Genomic DNA, 20793 nt, shown 5'->3' on the forward strand with positions numbered 1-20793 from the left:
TCAGCGGCAACGCGCCTCGCCGGGCGCGCGGGAACCCGGTTCACCCGGCCACCGGTTCCCGGTCGCGCCCCCTCGACGCGGCGGCCAGCACCACGTCCAGCAGTCCGGGGAACAACCGGTCGAGGTCGTCGCGGCGCAGCGACACCCAGCGCTGGTTGCCGCAGGCACGCGTCCTGGTCAGCCCCGCCTCGCGCAGCACCCGCAGGTGCTGGGACAGGGTCGACTTCGCCACCTCGACGCTCAGCCCCCCGCACAGCCGCTCGCCCTCGGCCTCGATCTGCCGCACGACGGCGAGCCTGGTCGGGTCGCTCAGCGCGTGCAGCACCGAGCCCAGTTCGATGTCGGAGCGCTCGGGCTCCGGAAGCCCCACCACGACAACCCCCTCCCCCATCGCGGTCACCCGGCAGACACGGTACTCGCGGCGGCCCCCCGGCGAGGGCGGGCCGCCACCCCTCTCCTGAAAGGGCAACGATCCTGCGGCGCGGTGGTTCCGCGAACCAGCGCGATTCCGCGCGGGACGGCCACCGCCCCGGCGCACTCACCCGGTGGCCCTGGGGTGGGCCGTCGCGTACACCTCCCGCAGCGTGGTCACCGTGACCAGCGTGTACACCTGCGTCGTGGTCACGGAGGCGTGCCCGAGCAGCTCCTGCACCACGCGCACGTCCGCGCCCGCCTCCAGCAGGTGCGTGGCGAACGAGTGCCGCAGCGTGTGCGGGGACACCTCGGCGGCCACGCCCGCCCGCTCGGCGGCGGTCTTGAGCGCCTGCCACGCGCTCTGCCTGCTGAGCCGCCCGCCCCTGGCGTTGAGGAACAGCGCGGGCCCGCCGCGCTTGGCCAGCACCGGCCGCGCCCGCACCAGGTACGCCTCCACGGCCGCGAGCGCGGGCCGCCCCACCGGGACGACGCGCTGCTTGCCGCCCTTGCCGTCGAGCAGCGCGGTGCGCTCGGCCGCGTCGACGTCGTCCACGTCGAGCCCGACCACCTCGGAGATGCGCGCGCCGGTCGAGTAGAGCAGCTCCAGCAGCGCCCGGTCGCGCAGCGCGGCCGGGGTGTCCCCCGCGGTGTCGAGCAGCCGCAGCACGTCGGCGACGGGCAGCGCCTTGGGCAGCCTGCGCGGCGCGGCGGGCGGCTGCACGTCCTTGGCCGGGTCGCGGGCGGTGAGCCCCTCGCGGTGCGCGAAGCGGTGCAGCCCGCGCACGGCGACGAGGGTCCGCGCGGCCGACGAGGCGGCGAGGCCGCTCTCCCGCAGCCCGGCCAGGAAGTCGCCGACGACGGCCTCGGTGACCGCGTCCAGCCCGAGACCGGCGGCCTCCAGGTGCGCGAGGTAGCGCCGCAGGTCGCGGGTGTAGGAGTCGAGGGTGTTGCGGGCGGCGCCGCGCTCGACCGCCAGGTGGTCCAGGTAGGCGGTGACCGCGTCGGCGGGGGTCACGCCGGGCACGGCTCCCCCGCTGGTCCCACGAAGATCGGCACGTTCGCACAGTACGGCCCTCTTCGGCACTCCGCTCGGATACCGTTGCGGTGTGTCAGAACCCCACCGCCTCCGCATCGGCACCCAGCAGCGCGAGGAAGCGATCTCCGCGCTGAACGAGCACTTCGCGGCGGGCAGGTTGGAGATAGCCGAGTACGAGCAGCGCGTGGGCGCGGCGACGGCGGCGCAGACCGTCCAGGACCTGGCCGAGCTGTTCCAGGACCTGCCGGTGCCGCACCCGCCGTTCCTGCCGCCCGCCCTCGGCTACGGCCAGCCGACCCCGCCGCCGTTCCAGGCGCACCAGAGCGCGGTGCTGCCGCACGAGCCCCCTCCCGCGCAGTTCGGGACGCCCATCTACGTGACGCCGCCGTACGGCGTGCCGCCCGCCGCGTACGCGCCGTACGGCGTGGACCCGGTCTCGGGGGCGCCGCTGTCGGACAAGTCCAAGATGGTCGCGGGCGTGCTCCAGGTCCTGCTGGGCTACTTCGGCGTCGGCCGCTTCTACACCGGCGACTACGGCATCGCGATCGCCCAGCTGCTGACCTGCGGCGGCGCGGGCATCTGGAGCTTCATCGACGGCATCATCCTGCTCATCGGCGGCGGCACCGACGGCAACGGCCGCAAGCTGCGCGACTGACCTCGCGACGCGGCGCGGCGGACCGCTCCGCCGCGCGCGGGCGCACGTCCGGGTCCGCCCAGGCCCGGACACGGCCGCGGAGCAGCCGACCGCCGGGACGGCCGATCTCCGGGCTAGACGGCCCCGATCGACAGCAGGTTCCGGGCCAGCATCCACACCACGCACACCACGATCACGAGGTTCCCCACCACCGGCGGCACCTGGGGCGTGGGCGTCCCGCGCAGCCGCGCGCGCAACCACCGCCCCCACAGCCACAGTGCGAGCGGGATGCCCGCGACGAGCACGACGGCGTTGAAGTGCCAGGCCGCCGCGAGGTCCCCGTGCAGCAGCGCGTGCGCCATCCGCGTGGCCCCGCAGGCCGGGCACCAGATCCCGGTCAGGGCACGCAGCGGGCACGGCGGCAACCACGACCCCGGCTCGTTGGGGTCGACGAGGAGCAGCACGCCCCCGGCCGCGCCGATCCCACCCGCGACCGCGAGCGGCTTCCACGCCGCGCCGAGGCGACCCCGCAGACCAACCCCCACCGCACCATTGTGCACCGCGGGTCCGACACCCACCCCGACCCCGGACACCGCGTGAGCACCGGCACGCCCGACGAGCCCCCCGCGCCGACCACCGCGTGAGCGCCAGCACGCCCGAGACCCACCGCCCCGGCCACAGCGTGAGCGCCAGCACGCCCGACACCCCCGCTCCAGCCACCACGTGAGCACCGGCACGCCCGACGACCCCCTGCCCAGACCACCGCGTGAGCGCCAGCACGCCCGACGCGCCCCCCGGCCCCGCACCCGGTAAGCGCCCCGCGCGCCACCCCGCCCGCGCGCGTCGCCGAGCTCGAGGAGCGGCTCGCCCCGCCCGCCGCCCCCGCCCGCAACTCCCGCCCCGCAAGGCGAAGGCCGGGAGCCGGAGTCCCTGGCGAGGGCCGAGCCCGCACCACCTCCGCGCTCCCGGCCGAGGTCAGCCGGTCCCCGCCCGTTCAGGCGGCCCCGCTCACCCCTGCTGCCCGCTCCGGGCCGCGAACCGGCTGGGCCGGTCCTCGAACGGCGCGTCCGCGCTCCGGGGCTCGGCCCGCCCGGCGAGCACGGCCTGCGCCGCGAGCAGCCCGGCCACCGCCGCGCCGTTCACGATCTCGCCGCGCAGCGCCATCGCCACGGCCTCGTCCAGCGGGAACTTCCGCGCCTGCAGGTCGGCCTCCTCCTCGCCCAGCACCTGCCGGTCCACCTCGGTCAGCCCGCGCGCCAGGAACACCCGCACGACCTCGTCGGTGAACCCCGGCGAGGCCGCGACGTCGACCAGGGTCACCCAGTCGCCCGCCGCGAGCCCGACCTCCTCCACCAGCTCCCGCTCCGCCGCGGCCAGCGGCGTCTCGGAACCGGCGTCGAGCAGCCCGGCGGGCAGCTCCCAGATGCGCTTGCCCAGCGGGTGCCGGTACTGGTGGATCAGGGTGACCGCGCCGTCCTCGTCCACGGCGGCCACGGCCACCGCGCCCAGGTGCTCCACGACCTCGCGCTTGGCCGTCCCGCCGCCGGGCATGGCGACCTCGTCCACGCGCAGCGCCACGACCCGTCCCACGTGGACGTCCCGCGTGCCGACGACGTCGAACACGTGCCTGCCGCTCACCGATTCGCTCACCGCACCATCATCCACCGCGCCGCCACCCGCCGGGCCGCCGCTCACTGCGCCGCGCCCGCCGTCTCCGGCAGGGGCAGCCGGTCGGCGAGCCGGTGGTCCAGCGCCGCCTTCACGAACGCCGCGAACAGCGGGTGCGGCTTCGTCGGGCGGCTCTTGAGCTCCGGGTGCGCCTGGGTGGCCACGAAGAACGGGTGCACCTCGGCGGGCAGCTCGACGAACTCCACGAGCCTGCCGTCCGGCGAGGTCCCGGAGAACACCAGGCCCGCCTCGGCCAGCTGCTCCCGGTAGGCGTTGTTGACCTCGTAGCGGTGCCGGTGCCGCTCGGACACCTCGGTCGTGCCGTACGCGCGCGCCACCTGCGAACCGGGCGTCAGCGAGGCCGGGTACGCGCCCAGGCGCATCGTGCCGCCCATGTCGCGCTGCCCGGACACCACGTCCTCCTGGTCGGCCATCGTGGAGATGACCGGCGAGCCGCCCTCCTCGAACTCGGTGGAGTTCGCGTCGGCGATCCCGGCGAGGTTCCGCGCGGCCTCGATCACCAGGCACTGCAGGCCCAGGCACAGCCCGAGCAGCGGGATGTTCCTGGTGCGGGCGTGCGTGATGGCCCCGACCTTGCCCTCGATGCCGCGCACCCCGAACCCGCCGGGGACGAGCACCGCGTCCAGCCCGGCCAGCGCGGAGGCCGCGCCGGAGGGGGTCTGGCACTCGTCAGACGGCACCCACACGATGTCGACCTTGGTGCGGTGCGCGAACCCGCCCGCGCGCAGCGCCTGCGTCACCGACAGGTAGGCGTCCGGCAGGTCGACGTACTTGCCGACCAGCCCGATCCGCACCTCCTCGGTGGGGTTGTGCACCCGGTCGAGCAGGTCGCCCCACACCGTCCAGTCGACGTCGCGGAACGGCAGCCCGAGGCGGCGCACCACGTAGGCGTCCAGGCCCTCGGCGTGCAGCACCTTGGGGATGTCGTAGATCGACGGCGAGTCCACGGCGGCCACGACGGCGTCGGTGTCCACGTCGCACATCAGGCCGATCTTGCGCTTGAGCGAGTCCGGGATCTCCCGGTCCGCCCGGCACACGATCGCGTCCGGCTGGATGCCGATGTTGCGCAGCGCGGCCACCGAGTGCTGGGTGGGCTTGGTCTTGAGCTCGCCGGACGGCGCCAGGTAGGGCACCAGCGACACGTGCAGGAAGAACACGTCGTCGCGGCCCACGTCGTGGCGCACCTGGCGGCAGGCCTCCAGGAACGGCAGGGACTCGATGTCGCCGACCGTGCCGCCGACCTCGGTGATCACCACGTCGGGCACGACGCCGTCGGCGTCCGGCTCCGCCATGGCGCGGATGCGCCGCTTGATCTCGTCCGTGATGTGCGGGATGACCTGGACCGTGTCGCCCAGGTACTCGCCGCGCCGCTCCTTGGCGATGACCTCGGAGTACACCTGGCCGGTGGTGACGTTGGCGTCCCCGGACAGGTCCCGCGCGAGGAACCGCTCGTAGTGGCCGATGTCCAGGTCGGTCTCGGCGCCGTCCTCGGTGACGAAGACTTCGCCGTGCTGGAACGGGTTCATCGTGCCGGGGTCGACGTTGAGGTAGGGGTCGAGCTTCTGCATGGTGACCCGGAGCCCGCGGGAGGTGAGCAACTGCCCCAGGCTCGACGCGGTCAACCCCTTGCCGAGCGAGGAGGCCACACCCCCGGTGACGAAGACGTGCTTGGTAGTGCGTGCCTGAAGCGCCAACGAGGCTCCCGTGGTCCGAATTTCCAGCAGGGACGACGCCCTGTCCACGGGCCCTAACGCTAACACGCCGCCGGTCACCCAGCGCACCACCGGCCCGAGCGCGCGTCACCTGGACGGCCTAGAAGTCCGCGCGGACGCCCGCCCGCCGCCCCGCGGGCGCGCCGGGCACGCGCCACGTCGCGCACCGTGACGACCGCACTGCCCCGTTCGGCCCGGCAAGGCCGGGGCCGCGCCCGCACAGGACGCCGGGCCCTCGGCCCTAGGTCGTGCCCGGCGAGGGCGCCTGCGCGTTCCCCGCGACCCCGTACCGCCCGGAACCGCCGTCGACCTGCTCCCGCAGCGCCAGCACGGTCACCACCCGCCCGGCCGCGCTGTCCGCGTTGTCCACGGTCGACAGCACCGAGGCGGCGGCCTGGTCGGCCCGGACCACCCCGATGGGCCCGCGCCCCTCGGCGCTCCCGCCGCGCCCGGCCAGCACCACGCCCGCCCCTGACCGGTCCAGCTGGGTGGCGAACCGGGCCACGGTCGCGGCCCGGTCGCCCGAGTCCTCCCCGTCGTCGACGACCCCGCCGCCGAGCACCACGGCCAGCTGCGCGGGCCGCGCGTTCTCCGCCACCTTCACGAACCCGGCGCTCCCCAGCGCGGTCAGGGCGGAGGCCCTCTCGTCGTCCGTGGCCTGCGCCTGGTTCTGCCCGTCGAGCAGCAGCAGAGTCCCGATCAGCGCGCCGGCGCGGGTGCCCGGATCGGCCCCGGCGGGCAGCTCGGCCCCGGCGGGCTGCGAGCGCGCGACCAGGTCCCGCAGCCGGTCGGCCTGCCGCGGGTCGGTGAACGCGTCGGTCAGCTCGACCTGCGCCGTGACCAGCGCGCCCGCCGACCCCAGCAGCTCCACCAGCGCCTCCCGGTCGCCGCTGTGCGCGTCCGAGGTGGACACCACCAGCACGGTCCGGTCGGTCAGCTGCCCCCGGACCGCCATGGGGCCGATCGAGCTGGCGAACCGGTCGGCCTCGGCCAGCTTCGCGTCGAGCCCGTTGCGCTCCTGCTCCAGCCGGGTGACCCGCTGCCCGAGCTGCCCGTTGTCGTCGGCGAGCCCGGACAGCAGCGGCCCGCTCAGCGCCGTCGACCCGAGCACCACCCCCACCGCCAGCGCCAGGAACGCCGCGGCCAGCGACACCACGTGGTAGCGCATGGTGATCACCCGAACACCCCCCCGACCCACCGCGCCAGCGCGGCGATCCCGTCGCCCACCGCGTCCAGGTGCACCTGCCCGACCCCGGAGGCGGCCAGCGCCACCAGCAGCACCAGCACCGCCGACCCGACCAGCAGCGCCACCGCCCCGGTGGACACCCGGCTGCGGTGCAGCGCGGCGACCGCCTCGCCCTCCACCAGCTTCCCGCCGAGCTTGAGCCTGGTCAGGAAGGTCGACGGGTTGGACCCGGAGTGCCCCCGGTCGAGGAACTCGCGCAGCCCGGCGCGCAGCCCCACCGTCACCACCAGGCTCGCCCCGTGCGCCTCGGCGAGCAGCAGCGCCAGGTCCTCCGCGTTGCCCGCCGCCGGGAACGTCACCGCACCCACGCCCAGGTCCTGCACCCGGTCCAGCCCCGGCGCGTGCCCGTCGGCCTGCGCGGGCACCACGACCTGCTCGCAGGCCCGCAGCGCCACCGCCCCGATCGCGGCCGGGTCGCCGACGATCAGGTCCGGCTCGTAGCCCGCGTCGCACAGCGTGTCCGCGCCCTGGTCGACCCCGACCAGCACCGGCCGGTGCTCCCGCACGTACTTGCGCAACCGCCGCAGCTCCTCGGCGTGCCGGGGCCCGCCCGCGACCACCAGCACCTGCCGGTCCCGCATCGGCACCGGCACGTCCGGGACGCCCACCCCGTCCAGGATCAGCTCGCGCTCCCGGCGCAGGAACTCGATCGTGTTCGCCGAGAACGCCTCCAGCTGCGCGGACATGCCCTCGCGCGCCTCGACGAGCGCGTCGGCCACGGCCGCCTCGGTCTGCTCGACGCCGCGCGCGACCTCCCGGTCGCCCAGGTAGACCACGCCGCCGTGCAGCCGCAGCCGCATCCCGTCCTTGATCTCCCGCAGCGCGGCGGCGCCCACGTCGTCCACCAGCGCGATCCCGGACGCCACCAGCAGCTCGGGCCCGAGGTTCGGGTAGCGGCCGGAGATCGACGGGGAGGCGTTGACCACGCCGACGACCTCGGCCGCCAGCAGCGCCTCGGCGAGGCGGCGGTCGATGTCGACCTGGTCGAGCACCGCGATGTCGCCGGGTCCGAGCCGCCGCAGCAGCTCGGCGGCCCTGCGGTCGACCCGCGCGACGCCGGAGGTCCCCTGGGGTTCGTGCTGCGCTCGGCTGAGCATCCCGGACAGCTTCATGCGGCCGATGGTGGCAAAGCCGACCGGGCCGCCGTCCCGACACGCCGGGCCCGTCCGACCAGGTCACCGCCCGATTCACCCCCAGGTCTGACGGTCACCCGTCAGAGGAGTGGCCGCCTCACCCGCCCGTGGGGTCGCCCTTCACCCCGCCGCGCCGGAGGCGGGCCGCTCGGGGAACACCGGGTCGTCCTCGTCGAACCCGCTGATGTCGTGCACCACCGCACCCCGGTCGTCCTGGGCGCCGTCGGCCCCGGCGGGCCGGTGCTCGGGCACCGGCCGCCGCTGCGACAGCACCGCCCCCAGCACCGCAACCACGGCCGCCGCGCACCGCCCCCAGAACCCGGCCGCGAACCCGTGCGTCACGGCCCGCTCCTCCGTGACGCCGGGGATCTCGACCGCGGCGAAGATCGTGGGCAGCTCCCCGCCCACCGACCACACCAGCCCCAGCAGCCCGCCCGCGAAGAGCGCGAGCTGGGGGCCTGGCGCGCACCGGGTGATGTCCCACCCGCTCTGCACCGGGTCGACCGGCGGCAGCGGGTGCGTGGTGGTGGCGAACGCCCCCACCGAGGTCACCACCTCGTCCTCGCCCGCAAGCCTGCTCAGGTCGGGCCGCTCCCGGTGCAGCGCGGTGACCAGCCCACCGCCCACCCGCCACCGGGCCCCGGCTCACGGCTCACGGCGCCACGGCCTCCTCCTCCACCACCGGAGCGGGGCGCCCGCCCCACCGGTGCGCCACGACAGCCCCGCCGAACGCGACCACGACCGCCGCACCGAGCAGCCACAGCCCCGGCCCGAACCCGGACACCGGCTCAGCGGGCTCCTCGACCCCGGTCAGCACCCGCCCGAACAGGGCGGGCAGCTGGAGCGCCACCGACCACACCGACGCGAGCAGCGCGCCCGCGCCCACGAGCGCCACCACCCGCCCGGACCGCCGCCCGCCCAGCAGCAGCAACCAGGCCGTCAGCAGCAGACCCGCGACGATCAGCACCGGGTACCCGGCGTAGTCGAGCCGGACCTGCTCGGCCACCGCCACCCCCGACAGGCCCGGCGCGAACCCGCCGCCCCGGTACTCGGTGGCCACCCCGCGCACCAGGTACTCCTCCAGCACCGCCCCCGAACCGCCCACCAGCGCGTGCCGGTACAGCACCGGGGTCAGCCCACCGAGGACGAGCAGGGCGGCGCCCAGCAGCACCCACCCTCCGACGAGGCCGTCCCGCCCGCGCGCGCCCGCACCACCCAGGGGCCGGGCGAGCACGACGGCCGCCACCGCCGCGAGAGCCGCCGCGCACAGCAACCAGAACCCGAGCCCCAGCTCGACCCCGGCGCCCGCCGCGGCCTTCTCGCCGAGCAGCGCCCCGGCCCGCTCCTCGGCGTCCGCGAGCACCCTCGTCCTGGCCAGCGCGGCGAGCCCCACCACGCCCAGCACCCCCAGCAGGACCCCGGCGCCCAGTCCCCCGAGGAACCGCCCCACCGCCCGCGACCGGGCGAGCGCCAGCAGCACGGCCCCGACGACGAGCAGCGCCGCGCCGAGAGCCACGGGCCACCCGAGCGGGGCGTGCGGCTCCGACACCTCGGCGCCCACGAGCGTGCTGCGGCGCGCGAACGCCCCCACCACGCTCTCCACGCGGATCCCGCCACCGAACGGGTTCAGCCGGTACTCCCGGTGCCACATCGGGAAGAGCGACACCCCGGCGAGCACCCCGGCCACCACCGCCACCGCCGGGGCGGCGAACCGGCCCAGCGCACCACGTGATTCCACGGCCACATCCTGCGACCGGGCCCCCTGCCGGGAGACCGCTTCGGGAGCACCGCCTGCGGGCCCGCCGAAGATCACACCCGGCGAGCCCGCGAACGGGTCAACCCCGATCCCCCGCTCAGCCCTTCTTGCGCCCCCGCCGCACCACCGCGGTCTCCTTGTCGGCCTTCGCCGCCGCCAGCAGCTCCTCGGCGTGCGCGCGCCCGGTGTCCGTCGAGTCCATGCCCGCCAGCATCCGGGCCAGCTCCACGACCCGCTGCCCCTCGTCCAGCACCCGCACCCCGCTCCGGGTCAGGATCCCGTCGGCGGTCTTGTCCACCACCAGGTGCCGGTCCGCGAACGCCGCGACCTGCGGCAGGTGCGTGACCACGATGACCTGGTGGCTGCGCGCCAACCTGGCCAGCCGCCGCCCCACCTCCACCGCGGCCCGACCGCCGACCCCGGCGTCGACCTCGTCGAACACCAGCGTGGGCACCGGGTCCGAGTGCGACAGCACGACCTCCAGCGCCAGCATCACCCGCGACAGCTCACCGCCGGACGCGCCCTTGTGCACCGGCAGCGCGGGCGCGCCGGGGTGCGAGATCAGCCGCAGCTCCACCTCGTCCACGCCGGACGCCCCGGCGTGCAGCAGCTGCCCGCCGACCTCCAGCGCGTTCGCCTCGCCCTGGTCCGCGAGCCGGGGCCGCACCGCGACCTCCACGTTCGCGTGCGGCATCGCCAGCCCGGTCAGCTCCTCGGACACCTCGCGGCCCAGCTCCAGCGCCGCCTCGGCGCGCGCCGCCGTGATCTGCTCGGCGTACCCGGCCAGCTCGACGGCCAGCTCGTCCCGCCGCGCCGCCAGCGCCGCCAGCGCCTCGTCCGAGGTGTCCAGCCCGGACAGCCGCGACGACGCGTTCTCCGCCCACGCGATCACGCCGTCCACGTCGGCCGCGTACTTGCGGGTCAGCATCTTCAGCTCCGACTGCCGCGCCAGCACCTGCTCCAGCCGCGCCGGGTCCGCGTCCAGGTGCTCCAGGTAGGACGCGATCTCCGCGCCCACGTCGGCCAGCAGCGTCTCCGCCTCCACCAGCCGGGGCTCCAGCTCGCGCAGCTTCGGGTCCTCGGAGGCGCCCAGCCGCCGCCGCGCCTCGCCGATCAGCCCGAGCGCGCCGGGGTTGTCCGGGTCCCCGTCGGGCGACCCGGCCACCGCGTACTGCGCGCCCGCCGCCGACTCGCGCAGCTGGTCGGCGTCGGCGAGCCTGCGCGCCTCGTCCACCAGCTCGGCGTCCTCGCCGGGCTTCGGGTCGACGGCGGTGATCTCCGCCAGCCCGTGCCGCAGCAGCTCCGCCTCGCGCGCCAGCTCCCGAGAGCTGCGCGTGCGGTCCCGCAGCTCGGTCGCGACCCGCAACCACTCGTCCCGCACCCGCTGGTAGGCGCCCAGCGGCCCGGCCACCTCGTCACCGGCGAACCGGTCCAGCACCGAGCGCTGCTCGGCGGAGCGCAGCAGCCGCAGCTGGTCGTTCTGCCCGTGCACGGCCAGCAGCTGCTCGGCCAGCTCGGACAGCACGCCCACCGGCACCGAGCGACCGCCCAGGTGCGCGCGGGATCTGCCGTCCGCGCCGACGGTCCGCACCGCGATCACGGAACCGTCGTCGTCGGGTTCGCCGCCGACCTCCTCCGCGACCTTCGCCGCGGGACTCCCCGCCGGAGCCTGGAACCGGCCCTCGACGACCGCGCGTTCGGCGCCGTTGCGCACGCGCGACGCCTCAGCCCGGCCCCCGCCCAGCAGGTGGAGCCCGGTCACGACCATGGTCTTGCCCGCCCCGGTCTCGCCCGTGACAACGGTGAAACCCGCGGCGAGCTCAAGGGTGGCCTCGTCGATCACACCGAGGCCCTGGATGCGCATCTCGGCCAGCACAGCGGGAACCCTACTTGGCGGGGACGACGATCGGACGCTCAACCTGCCGACGGACCGCGCCAGCCCTGCACGGGCAGGGAGAACTTCCGCACCAGCCGGTCCGTGAACGGCTCCTTGCGCAACTTCACCAGCCGCAGCGGCGTGCGCCCCCCGACGACCTCCACCCGCGACCCCGGCGGCAGCTCCACCCCGCGACGCCCGTCCACGGACAGAACCGCGGGGTGGCCCTGGTGGTCGACCTCCAGCGCGACCGCCGACGACGGCGACACCACCAGCGGCCGGGCGAACAGCGCGTGCGCGTTGCTCGGCACCACCAGCAGCGCCTGCACGTCCGGCCACACCACCGGCCCACCGGCCGAGAACGCGTACGCCGTCGACCCGGTCGGAGTGGCGACGAGCACACCGTCGCAGCCGAACGCCGACACCGGCCGCCCGTCGACCTCCACCACCACGTCGAGGATGCGCTCGCGCGAGGACTTCTCCACGCTGGCCTCGTTGAGCGCCCACGTGCTCTGGAGCACCGCGCCGGAGGAGTCGTAGGCGGTGATGTCCACCGTCATCCGCTCCTCGACGTCGTAGGCGCCGTCGATGACGTGCTTGATCGCCTCGTGCAGCGCGTCCGAGTCCGCCTCGGCCAGGAAGCCCACGCGCCCCAGGTTCACCCCGAGCACCGGCACCCCGGCCGGGCGGGCCAGCTCGGCCGCGCGCAGCAGCGTCCCGTCACCGCCCAGCACGAACACCAGCTCGGTGCCCTCGGCGGCCTCGTCGTCGGCGGCCACCACCGCCCCGTACGAGCAGGACGGGTCCAGCTCGGGCGACTCGTCGGCGAGCACGCGCAGCCCGATCCCGGCCTCGGCGAAGCGGGCGGCGACGTCCTGCGCCACCAGCACGTTGCTCGGCCGCCCGGTGTGGACGACGAGCAGGATCTCCCGGCAGCTCATTGCGGTCCCTCCGCGACTGCCGCCCGCACCAGCGCGGCGGCGTCCACCACGTCCAGCGGTCGCCCGCGCCGCAGCCACGCGAAGAACTCCACGTTGCCGGACGGTCCCGGCAGCGGGCTCGCGACGACCCCGTGCAGCCGCAGCCCCAGGCCCGCCGCGGCCTCCACGACCTCCAGGACGGCGGCGGCGCGCAGCTCGGGGTCGCGGACGACACCGCCGGACCCCAGGCGCTCCTTGCCGACCTCGAACTGCGGCTTCACCATGGGCAGCAGGTCGCCCTCCTCGTCGAGGCACGCGGCCAGCGCGGGCAGCACCAGCCTCAACGAGATGAACGACAGGTCGGCCACCACGAGTTCCACGGGGCCGCCGATGACTTCGGGCGTGAGCGAGCGCACGTTCGTCCGGTCCTTCACGACCACGCGCTCGTCGGTCTGCAACTTCCAGTCCAGCAACCCCCGGCCGACGTCGGCCGCCACCACCTGCCGGGCCCCGGCGCGCAGCAGCACGTCGGTGAACCCGCCGGTGGACGCGCCCGCGTCCAGGCACCGCTTGCCGGCCACGTCGACCCCGTCGAACGCCTCCAGGGCGCCGACGAGCTTGTGCGCGCCCCGCGACGCCCAGTTGGGGTCGTCGGTGTCGCGCACCACCAGCGCCGTGTCCAGCTCGACGGCCGTGGCCGGTTTGGTGGCCACCGAGCCGCGCACCGTCACCTTGCCCTCGGCGACGAGCTGGCTGGCGTGCTCACGGGAGCGGGCCATGCCCCTGCGGACCAGTTCGGCGTCGAGCCGAGCCCTGCGAGCCACGTCGCGTCACACCTTGTCGATGCTGGCGAGGGCCGTGGTCAGCGCGGCGTGCGCCTCGTCGAACCGCGCGACGTGCAGCGCGACCTCGACCTGGGCAAGCCCGTCGAGCCCGGCCAGCGCGTCGTCGATCCCGGCGACCGGGTCACGCGGTGGGCCGGGCAGGGGAACGTCGAAGCTCACCCGTTCACGGTAGCCGATAGCACCGACAGGTCGTCGGCGATGTGGGTGGGCCGCTGCTCCTCCGGCAGCGCCATGGCCTCCTCGCGGGTGGACACCCCGGTGAGCACCAGGAGCGAGTCCATGCCCGCGTTGCAGGCGCCCGCGATGTCGGTGTCGAGCCGGTCGCCGACCACGAGCGGTCGCTGCGCGCCCGCGGACTTCGCCGCCTGCTCCAGCAGCGGCACGGCGGGCTTGCCCGCGACGAGCGGCTCGGCGTCCGTGGCCGCCATGAGCGCCCGGACCAGCGACCCGCTGCCGGGCAGCAGCCCGCGCTCGGTGGGCAGCGTCAGGTCGACGTTGCACGCCACCCACACCGCGCCCGCGCGCACCGCCACGCACGCCTCGGCCAGCTCCCGCCACCCGGTGTCCTGGGAGAGCCCCTGGATGACCGCGACGGCCCCGTCGGCGGTGCGCGTGGGCACGAGCCCGCGCTGCCGCACCTGCTCCACCAGCGCCTCGGTGCCCAGCACCAGCACCGTGGACCCGGCGGGGACGAGGTCGGCGAGCATGGACGCGGCGGCCTGGGCGCTCGTGGACACCTCGTCGAGCGCGGGCGCGAACCCGATCTCGGTCAGGTGGTCGGCGACCTCCTGCGGCGACCGCGAGGCGTTGTTGGTGACGAACCGGATCGCGAGCCCGGCGGCCCGAGCGGCGGCGACCGCCTCGGGCGCGCCGGGGACGGCCGCGTGCCCCCGGTAGACCGTGCCGTCGAGATCCAGCAGCAGTGCGTCGTAGCGGGACAGCAGGGTCACCGGCGGTTCCTCTCGCTCAAGCGGGCCACCGGCCCGCGCCTCGGTCCTGCGGCGCCCAAGCCCGCGTGACGGGCGGCCCCGGACCGACGATACGGCGACCCAGCCCCACCGAACCCCGCCGGGGCACGCGCGAGAACCGCGGGAACCCCCACGACCAGGCCACGACGAGGCGCTCACCCCACCGGGACCCCCAGGTGAGCCGTTCGTCTCACTCCCACCCGAACCAGCCCCCGCAGCCGCCCCCACCGATCCCCGACCACCCGCCCGACGCCCCGCCCGACTCCGCCAGGCGTCCATTCCCACCCGCCCCCTTCACCCGCGCACCAGCCCGCTCAGGCACGTCCGCGACGTCGCGCAGTCCCCCCGCCCGCACGCCAGCCCGTCCCCTGCCTGTCTCCTCCCCCTCGCTTGCCCGTCCACCCGGCAGCTCCACCCCGCGACACCCGTCCGCCCGCCTGGCACTCCCTCACCGCTCCCGGCGCGCCCGCCCATCCCCCACACCAGCCCAACAAAAAAGGCCCGGCCCGCCGGTCACTCCCCCGTGGGGGCGTGTCCAGCGGGCCGGGCCCGGTGGTGCTCGTCCTGCTCCGGTCCTGCGGTCGCGTCAGTCCTGGGGCGCGAGCTCGAACGCGCGCTCGGCCGCGTCCGTGTCGCCGTCCTCGTCGACCGCGTCGGCGTTGAGGAACCACTTCACGGCTTCCTCGGTCCGCCCGGCAGCCGCCAGGTTGTCGGCGTACGCGTAGAACAGCCGCGCGCTCCACGGGTCCCGGCGCTTCTCGTCGAGGTCGGCGCCCTGCAGCGCGACCACGGCGGCGTCCAGCTGCCCCATGTCCCGGCGGGCGCCCGCCACGACGATCCGCAGCTCGACCAGCTCGTCGGCGGACAGCTTCAGCCCCTGCACCTGGACCTCGCGGGCCAGCTCGAGCGCCCGCTCCGGGCGGCCGAGGGCGCGCTCGCAGTCGGCCATGATCGCGATGTGGCCGGGACCGTGCGTCATGCGACGCGCGGCGCGCAGCTCGGACAGCGCCTCGGCCCACTCGCCGGCCTGGTAGGCGGCGATGCCCGCGGCCTCGCGGACCACGCCGACCCGCGACGCCTTGCTGCGCGCGTACCGGGCGTGCTCCAGCGCCAGCTCGGGCTCCTCGTCGACGAGCAGCCCGGCGGCGGCCAGGTGCCTGCCGACGATGTCGGCGAGCCCCTTGGGCAGCCCGCGCAGCTCCTGCTTCACCTCGGGGTCGAGGGCCGAGATGTCGGCCTCCTCGGGCAGCTCGGGCGTGCGCGCGCGCCGCTCGAACCGGTCCCCGCGCCCGTCCTGGTCGCGCCCGTCCTGCTCACGGTCACCGAGCTCCCGGTCGTCCCGGTCGGCGGGGTTGTCGTCCCGCAGGTCGTCGACGCCGTCGACGTCGACGGCGTCGTCGGCGGCCTCCGCGCGGACGTCGCTCTCCTCGACGGGAGCGTCCTCCTTGACCGCGACGGCCTCGTCACCCTGCTCGACGCCCTCGACCGTGAAGCCCTCAGCCGACTCGACCGAGTCGCCCTTGACGCCCGCGTCGACGACCTCGGCCGCCGAAGCGCCCTCGGCGGCGTCACCGGTCACCTCGGGCCGGTCGACACCGCCCTGCGCGACCCGCTCCTGGAACCGGGCGGCCCGCTCACGGCTGCGCTCGTCACGCGGCCCGCTGGAAGCGCGCTCCCCCTGCTGACCACCGGACCGCTCGTCACCGCGCTGGTACCCACCCCGGTCACCCGACCGGTCGTCCCGGCGCTGGTAGCCGCCGCGGTCCCCGCCCCGGTCATCCCGACGCTGGTACCCGCCCCGGTCGCCACCGCGGTCATCCCGCTTCTGGTAGCCGCCCCGGTCGTCACGCCGCTGGTACCCGCCGGTGGAACCGGACCGGTCGTCCCGGCGCTGGTAACCACCACGGTCGCCACCGCGCTCACCGCTGCGGTCGTCACGGGGCCGGTACTCGCGGAACGGCCGGTCCGAAGACCCGCCCTCGCGCTTCTGGTAACCCCCGCGCTCGCCACCCCGGTCGTCCCGGCGCTGGAACCCGCCCCGGTCGCCACCACGGTCATCCCGCTTCTGGTAGCCGCCGGTGGAACCCGCGCGGTCGTCCCGGCGCTGGTAGCCGCCGCGGTCGTCGGACCGGTCGTCCCGACGCTGGTAACCACCGCTGGCCCCGGCGCGGTCATCCCGCTTCTGGAACCCACCCCGGTCACCGGACCGGTCGTCCCGGCGCTGGAAGCCGCCACGCTCCCCACCGCGGTCGTCCCGCTTCTGGAAGCTGCGCTCACCACCCCGGTCGTCCCGGCGGAACCCGCGGTCGTCGCCGCCCCGGTCGTCACGCGGCCGGAACTCCCGCCGCTCACCACCGTCGAACCGGCGCCCGGAGTCCCGGTCGCCACCACGCTCGAACCCGCGCCCACCGGCCCGGTCGTCCCGCTTCTGGAACCCACCCCGGTCGTCGCGCTTCTGGTAACCACCGGTGGAGCCTGCGCGGTCGTCCCGACGCTCGAAGCGAGGCCGGTCGTCACGCGAGAAGTCCTTGCGGGGCGCGCGGTCGTCGCGCTTCTGGAACCCGCCCCGGTCACCACCGGTCCGGTCGTCCCGACGCTGGAACCCGCCGCGCTCGCCACCGCGGTCGTCCCGCTTGGGGTAACCGCCCTGGCCGTCGCGCTTCTGGAACCCGCGATCGCCACCGCGGTCATCGCGCTTCTGGTAGCCACCGGTGGAACCGTCGCGGTCGTCCCGCCTGGGGTAGCCACCGCGGTCGTCGCGCTTCTGGAAGCTGCGCTCGCCACCACGGTCATCGCGACGCTGGAACCCACCCCGGTCACCCGACCGGTCGTCCCGCTTCTGGAAGGTCCGCTCGCCACCGCGGTCATCGCGCTTCTGGAACCCGCGGTCACCGCCACGGTCATCACGCTTCTGGTAACCACCCCGGTCGCCACCGGACCGGTCGTCCCGACGCGGGTAGCCACCACCGCGGCTGTCAGAGGACCTGCGGTCATCCCGACGGCTGTCGTCACGACGGCTGTCCCCGCGGTCCTCGCGCGGCTTGTCGTAACGGGGCCGGTCGTCGCGCTTCTGGTAGCCGCCGCCCGACCGCTCACCGCCCTGCTTGCGATCCCCACCGGCATGGCCACCGTCGAATCGGCGCGGTCGGTCTCCCTGGCCACGCTGACGGTCGCCGGGACGATCCCCGAACCTGCTCACCTGATTCCTCCTATGGACACGCCGAAAGGGCTTGCGGTAGGACACAACCTAATGTGTCCCCCTACCACAAGCCCTTTCGGGAAAGAATGTTCGGCGGCGTCCTACTCTCCCACACCCTCACGAGTGCAGTACCATCGGCGCTGGAAGGCTTAACTACCGGGTTCGGAATGGGACCGGGTGTTCCCCAACCGCAATGACCACCGAAACACTATGAAGATAACCAACCACACAGCACCACCAACAGCGCCCAACCCACCTCTACAGTGAGCGGTCGCCGACCGGTGATGGTCGGTTCGGTTCCTTCAGAACCGCACAGTGGATGCGTAGCGTCTTCATGACAAGTCCTCGGCCTATTAGTACCGGTCAACTCCAACCATTACTGGCCTTCCATCTCCGGCCTATCAACCCAATAGTCTCTTGGGGGCCTTAACCCACAAAGGGGTGGGACACCTCATCTAGGAACGAGCTTCCCGCTTAGATGCTTTCAGCGGTTATCCCTTCCGAACGTAGCCAACCAGCAATGCCCTTGGCAGGACAACTGGCACACCAGAGGTTCGTCCGTCCCGGTCCTCTCGTACTAGGGACAGCCTTCCGCAAGTATCCTACGCGCGCGGCGGATAGGGACCGAACTGTCTCACGACGTTCTAAACCCAGCTCGCGTACCGCTTTAATGGGCGAACAGCCCAACCCTTGGGACCTACTCCAGCCCCAGGATGCGACGAGCCGACATCGAGGTGCCAAACCATGCCGTCGATATGGACTCTTGGGCAAGATCAGCCTGTTATCCCCGGGGTACCTTTTATCCGTTGAGCGACCACGCTTCCACAAGCCATGGCCGGATCACTAGTTCCGACTTTCGTCCCTGCTCGACCTGTCGGTCTCACAGTCAAGCCCCCTTGTGCACTTGCACTCGACACCTGATTGCCAACCAGGCTGAGGGAACCTTTGAGCGCCTCCGTTACTCTTTGGGAGGCAACCGCCCCAGTTAAACTACCCACCAGGCACTGTCCCTGATCCGGATCACGGACCGAGGTTAGACATCCAGTACGACCAGAGTGGTATTTCAACGACGACTCCACAACCACTGGCGTGGCCGCTTCACAGTCTCCCACCTATCCTACACAAGCCGAACCGAACACCAATACCAAGCTATAGTAAAGGTCCCGGGGTCTTTCCGTCCTGCCGCGCGTAACGAGCATCTTTACTCGTAGTGCAATTTCGCCGGGCCTGTGGTTGAGACAGTCGAGAAGTCGTTACGCCATTCGTGCAGGTCGGAACTTACCCGACAAGGAATTTCGCTACCTTAGGATGGTTATAGTTACCACCGCCGTTTACTGGCGCTTAAGTTCTCAGCTTCGCCCCGAAGAGCTAACCGGTCCCCTTAACGTTCCAGCACCGGGCAGGCGTCAGTCCGTATACATCGTCTTGCGACTTCGCACGGACCTGTGTTTTTAGTAAACAGTCGCTTCTCGCTGGTCTCTGCGGCCGAAAAATCCTAGCCCGCAAGGGGCTTCAAATCCCTCGGCCCCCCTTCTCCCGAAGTTACGGGGGCATTTTGCCGAGTTCCTTAACCACAGTTCGCCCGATCGCCTCGGTATTCTCTACCTGACCACCTGTGTCGGTTTGGGGTACGGGCCGCGTGAAAGCTCGCTAGAGGCTTTTCTCGGCAGCATGGGATCACTCTACTTCGCCTCAATCGGCTATGCATCACGTCTCAGCCTCAATGATGTGCGGATTTGCCTACACACCGGCCTACACGCTTACACCAGTACTACCACTCACTGGCGGAGCTACCCTCCTGCGTCACCCCATCGCTTGACTACTACAAGTTCGGTTCCCGCGCTCCACGTCACCGATCATCCGAAGAATCACGATGGGCTTTGGGCGGTTAGCATCACAAGCCTCGCCATGGGCGCGTTCACACGGGTACGGGAATATCAACCCGTTGTCCATCGACTACGCCTGTCGGCCTCGCCTTAGGTCCCGACTTACCCTGGGCGGATTAGCCTGGCCCAGGAACCCTTGGTCATCCGGCGGCAGAGTTTCTCACTCTGCTTTCGCTACTCATGCCTGCATTCTCACTCGCACAGCCTCCACACCTGGATCACTCCGGCACTTCGCTGGCTGCACGACGCTCCCCTACCCATCAACACAAGCTGTGTCAATGACACGGCTTCGGCGGTGTGCTTAAGCCCCGCTACATTGTCGGCGCAGGACCACTTGACCAGTGAGCTATTACGCACTCTTTAAAGGGTGGCTGCTTCTAAGCCAACCTCCTGGTTGTCTGTGCGATCCCACATCCTTTCCCACTTAGCACACACTTAGGGGCCTTAGCCGGCGTTCTGGGCTGTTTCCCTCTCGACTACGAAGCTTATCCCCCGCAGTCTCACTGCCGCGCTCTCACGTACCGGCATTCGGAGTTTGGTTGATTTCGGTAAGCTTGTGGGCCCCCTAGACCATCCAGTGCTCTACCTCCGGCACGAAACACACGACGCTGCACCTAAATGCATTTCGGGGAGAACCAGCTATCACGGAGTTTGATTGGCCTTTCACCCCTAACCACAGCTCATCCCCCAGGTTTTCAACCCTGGTGGGTTCGGGCCTCCACGCGGTCTTACCCACGCTTCACCCTGGCCATGGCTAGATCACTCCGCTTCGGGTCTAGACCACGCGACTCTGGCGCCCTATTCGGACTCGCTTTCGCTACGGCTACCCCACACGGGTTAACCTCGCCACGTAGCACTAACTCGCAGGCTCATTCTTCAAAAGGCACGCCGTCACCCCGTAAGGCTCCGACGGATTGTAGGCACACGGTTTCAGGTACTATTTCACTCCCCTCCCGGGGTACTTTTCACCTTTCCCTCACGGTACTAGTCCGCTATCGGTCACCAGGGAGTATTCAGGCTTAGCGGGTGGTCCCGCCAGATTCACAGCAAATTCCACGAGCTCGCTGCTACTTGGGAACACCGTCAGGAGACACTAGGTTTTCGCGTAAGGGGCTCTCACCCTCTACGGCCGCGCTTTCCAGACACGTTCCGCTAACCACAGTGTTTTATGACTCCTCGACCGTCCGGCAGAACGATCAGACAGGTCCCACGACCCCGTACACGCAACCCCTGCCGGGTATCACACGAATACGGTTTAGCCTCTTCCGCTTTCGCTCGCCACTACTCACGGAATCACGGTTGTTTTCTCTTCCTGCGGGTACTGAGATGTTTCACTTCCCCGCGTTCCCTCCACACGCCCTATGTGTTCAGACGTGGGTGACCCCACATGACTGGGGCCGGGTTTCCCCATTCGGAAATCCTTGGATCTCAGCTCGGTTGACAGCTCCCCAAGGCTTATCGCAGTCTCCTACGTCCTTC

The 20793-nt window shown here is 72.7% G+C and carries 16 protein-coding genes and 2 rRNA genes (1 of these 18 running past the window's edge); 1 reads left to right on the forward strand and 17 read right to left on the reverse strand.

The features are described 5' to 3' along the window. Positions 1-40 precede the first annotated feature (40 nt). Together CNX65_RS27035 and xerD are read right to left on the reverse strand one after the other, a co-directional pair. On the reverse strand, positions 41-391 hold the full coding sequence (locus CNX65_RS27035) for an ArsR/SmtB family transcription factor (RefSeq protein WP_041838389.1): 351 nt from the start codon (positions 389-391) through the stop codon (positions 41-43). 147 nt (positions 392-538) lie between these two features. Continuing rightward, positions 539-1438 carry a site-specific tyrosine recombinase XerD gene (gene xerD, locus CNX65_RS27040; RefSeq protein ID WP_096496269.1) on the reverse strand — a complete coding sequence of 300 codons (900 nt, stop codon included), beginning with the start codon at positions 1436-1438 and terminating at the stop codon, positions 539-541. Between the two features lie 82 nt (positions 1439-1520). Here xerD and CNX65_RS27045 point away from each other — a divergent pair, with 82 nt between their 5' ends. Then, complete coding sequence (locus CNX65_RS27045; RefSeq protein ID WP_096496270.1) at positions 1521-2105, forward strand: DUF1707 domain-containing protein; 585 nt, start codon at positions 1521-1523, stop codon at positions 2103-2105. A gap of 113 nt (positions 2106-2218) precedes the next feature. Here the strand turns inward: CNX65_RS27045 and CNX65_RS27050 are convergent, their stop codons facing one another. From CNX65_RS27050 to CNX65_RS27115, 15 genes are all read right to left on the reverse strand, one after another. Beyond that, positions 2219-2629 carry a DUF2752 domain-containing protein gene (locus tag CNX65_RS27050; RefSeq protein ID WP_232520032.1) on the reverse strand — a complete coding sequence of 137 codons (411 nt, stop codon included), beginning with the start codon at positions 2627-2629 and terminating at the stop codon, positions 2219-2221. Between the two features lie 463 nt (positions 2630-3092). Then, entirely contained in the window at positions 3093-3734 is a 642-nt protein-coding gene (locus tag CNX65_RS27055; RefSeq protein ID WP_096496271.1) for an NUDIX domain-containing protein, read from the reverse strand. A 41-nt stretch (positions 3735-3775) separates the two neighbouring features. After that, a complete protein-coding gene (locus tag CNX65_RS27060) occupies positions 3776-5467 on the reverse strand; it encodes a CTP synthase (RefSeq protein ID WP_096496272.1) in 1692 nt (563 codons plus the stop codon). A gap of 259 nt (positions 5468-5726) precedes the next feature. Further along, the gene (locus CNX65_RS27065; protein ID WP_157767873.1) at positions 5727-6662 is read right to left on the reverse strand and encodes a copper transporter; all 936 of its coding nucleotides are present in this window, start codon (positions 6660-6662) and stop codon (positions 5727-5729) included. Next, positions 6659-7843, reverse strand: coding sequence for a putative cytokinetic ring protein SteA (steA, locus tag CNX65_RS27070; RefSeq protein ID WP_096496273.1), 1185 nt, complete (start codon positions 7841-7843; stop codon positions 6659-6661). The genes CNX65_RS27065 and steA overlap by 4 nt, the downstream gene beginning before the upstream one ends. A 141-nt stretch (positions 7844-7984) precedes the next feature. Then, complete coding sequence (locus tag CNX65_RS27075; protein WP_096496274.1) at positions 7985-8491, reverse strand: hypothetical protein; 507 nt, start codon at positions 8489-8491, stop codon at positions 7985-7987. 25 nt (positions 8492-8516) lie between these two features. Further along, positions 8517-9602: a hypothetical protein gene (locus CNX65_RS27080; protein WP_157767874.1), complete on the reverse strand. Its 1086-nt coding sequence runs from the start codon at positions 9600-9602 to the stop codon at positions 8517-8519. Positions 9603-9717: 115 nt separating this feature from the next. Continuing rightward, a complete protein-coding gene (gene recN, locus CNX65_RS27085) occupies positions 9718-11496 on the reverse strand; it encodes a DNA repair protein RecN (protein WP_096496276.1) in 1779 nt (592 codons plus the stop codon). A 38-nt stretch (positions 11497-11534) separates the two neighbouring features. After that, positions 11535-12437 carry an NAD kinase gene (locus CNX65_RS27090; RefSeq protein ID WP_096496277.1) on the reverse strand — a complete coding sequence of 301 codons (903 nt, stop codon included), beginning with the start codon at positions 12435-12437 and terminating at the stop codon, positions 11535-11537. Then, positions 12434-13240: a TlyA family RNA methyltransferase gene (locus CNX65_RS27095; protein WP_096496278.1), complete on the reverse strand. Its 807-nt coding sequence runs from the start codon at positions 13238-13240 to the stop codon at positions 12434-12436. The genes CNX65_RS27090 and CNX65_RS27095 overlap by 4 nt, the downstream gene beginning before the upstream one ends. A 6-nt stretch (positions 13241-13246) precedes the next feature. Beyond that, a complete protein-coding gene (locus CNX65_RS36445; protein WP_015804146.1) occupies positions 13247-13420 on the reverse strand; it encodes a hypothetical protein in 174 nt (57 codons plus the stop codon). Next, entirely contained in the window at positions 13417-14211 is a 795-nt protein-coding gene (locus CNX65_RS27100) for an HAD-IIA family hydrolase (protein ID WP_096496279.1), read from the reverse strand. The genes CNX65_RS36445 and CNX65_RS27100 overlap by 4 nt, the downstream gene beginning before the upstream one ends. A 604-nt stretch (positions 14212-14815) precedes the next feature. Beyond that, positions 14816-17428 carry a hypothetical protein gene (locus CNX65_RS37485; RefSeq protein ID WP_096496280.1) on the reverse strand — a complete coding sequence of 871 codons (2613 nt, stop codon included), beginning with the start codon at positions 17426-17428 and terminating at the stop codon, positions 14816-14818. 88 nt (positions 17429-17516) lie between these two features. Beyond that, a 5S ribosomal RNA gene (rrf, locus tag CNX65_RS27110) occupies positions 17517-17633 on the reverse strand. A 128-nt stretch (positions 17634-17761) separates the two neighbouring features. Then, positions 17762-20793, reverse strand: a 23S ribosomal RNA gene (locus tag CNX65_RS27115); it runs 50 nt beyond the window's last position.

The sequence above is a fragment of the Actinosynnema pretiosum genome (assembly GCF_002354875.1).
GTDB classification, from domain to species: domain Bacteria; phylum Actinomycetota; class Actinomycetes; order Mycobacteriales; family Pseudonocardiaceae; genus Actinosynnema; species Actinosynnema auranticum.

Coding starts and splice junctions, on each gene's coding strand:
- CNX65_RS27035 (WP_041838389.1), bottom strand. CDS start 391: ATGGGGGAGGGGGTTGTCGTGGTGGGGCTTCCGGAGCCCGAGCGCTCC.
- steA (WP_096496273.1), bottom strand. CDS start 7,843: ATGAAGCTGTCCGGGATGCTCAGCCGAGCGCAGCACGAACCCCAGGGG.
- CNX65_RS27090 (WP_096496277.1), bottom strand. CDS start 12,437: ATGAGCTGCCGGGAGATCCTGCTCGTCGTCCACACCGGGCGGCCGAGC.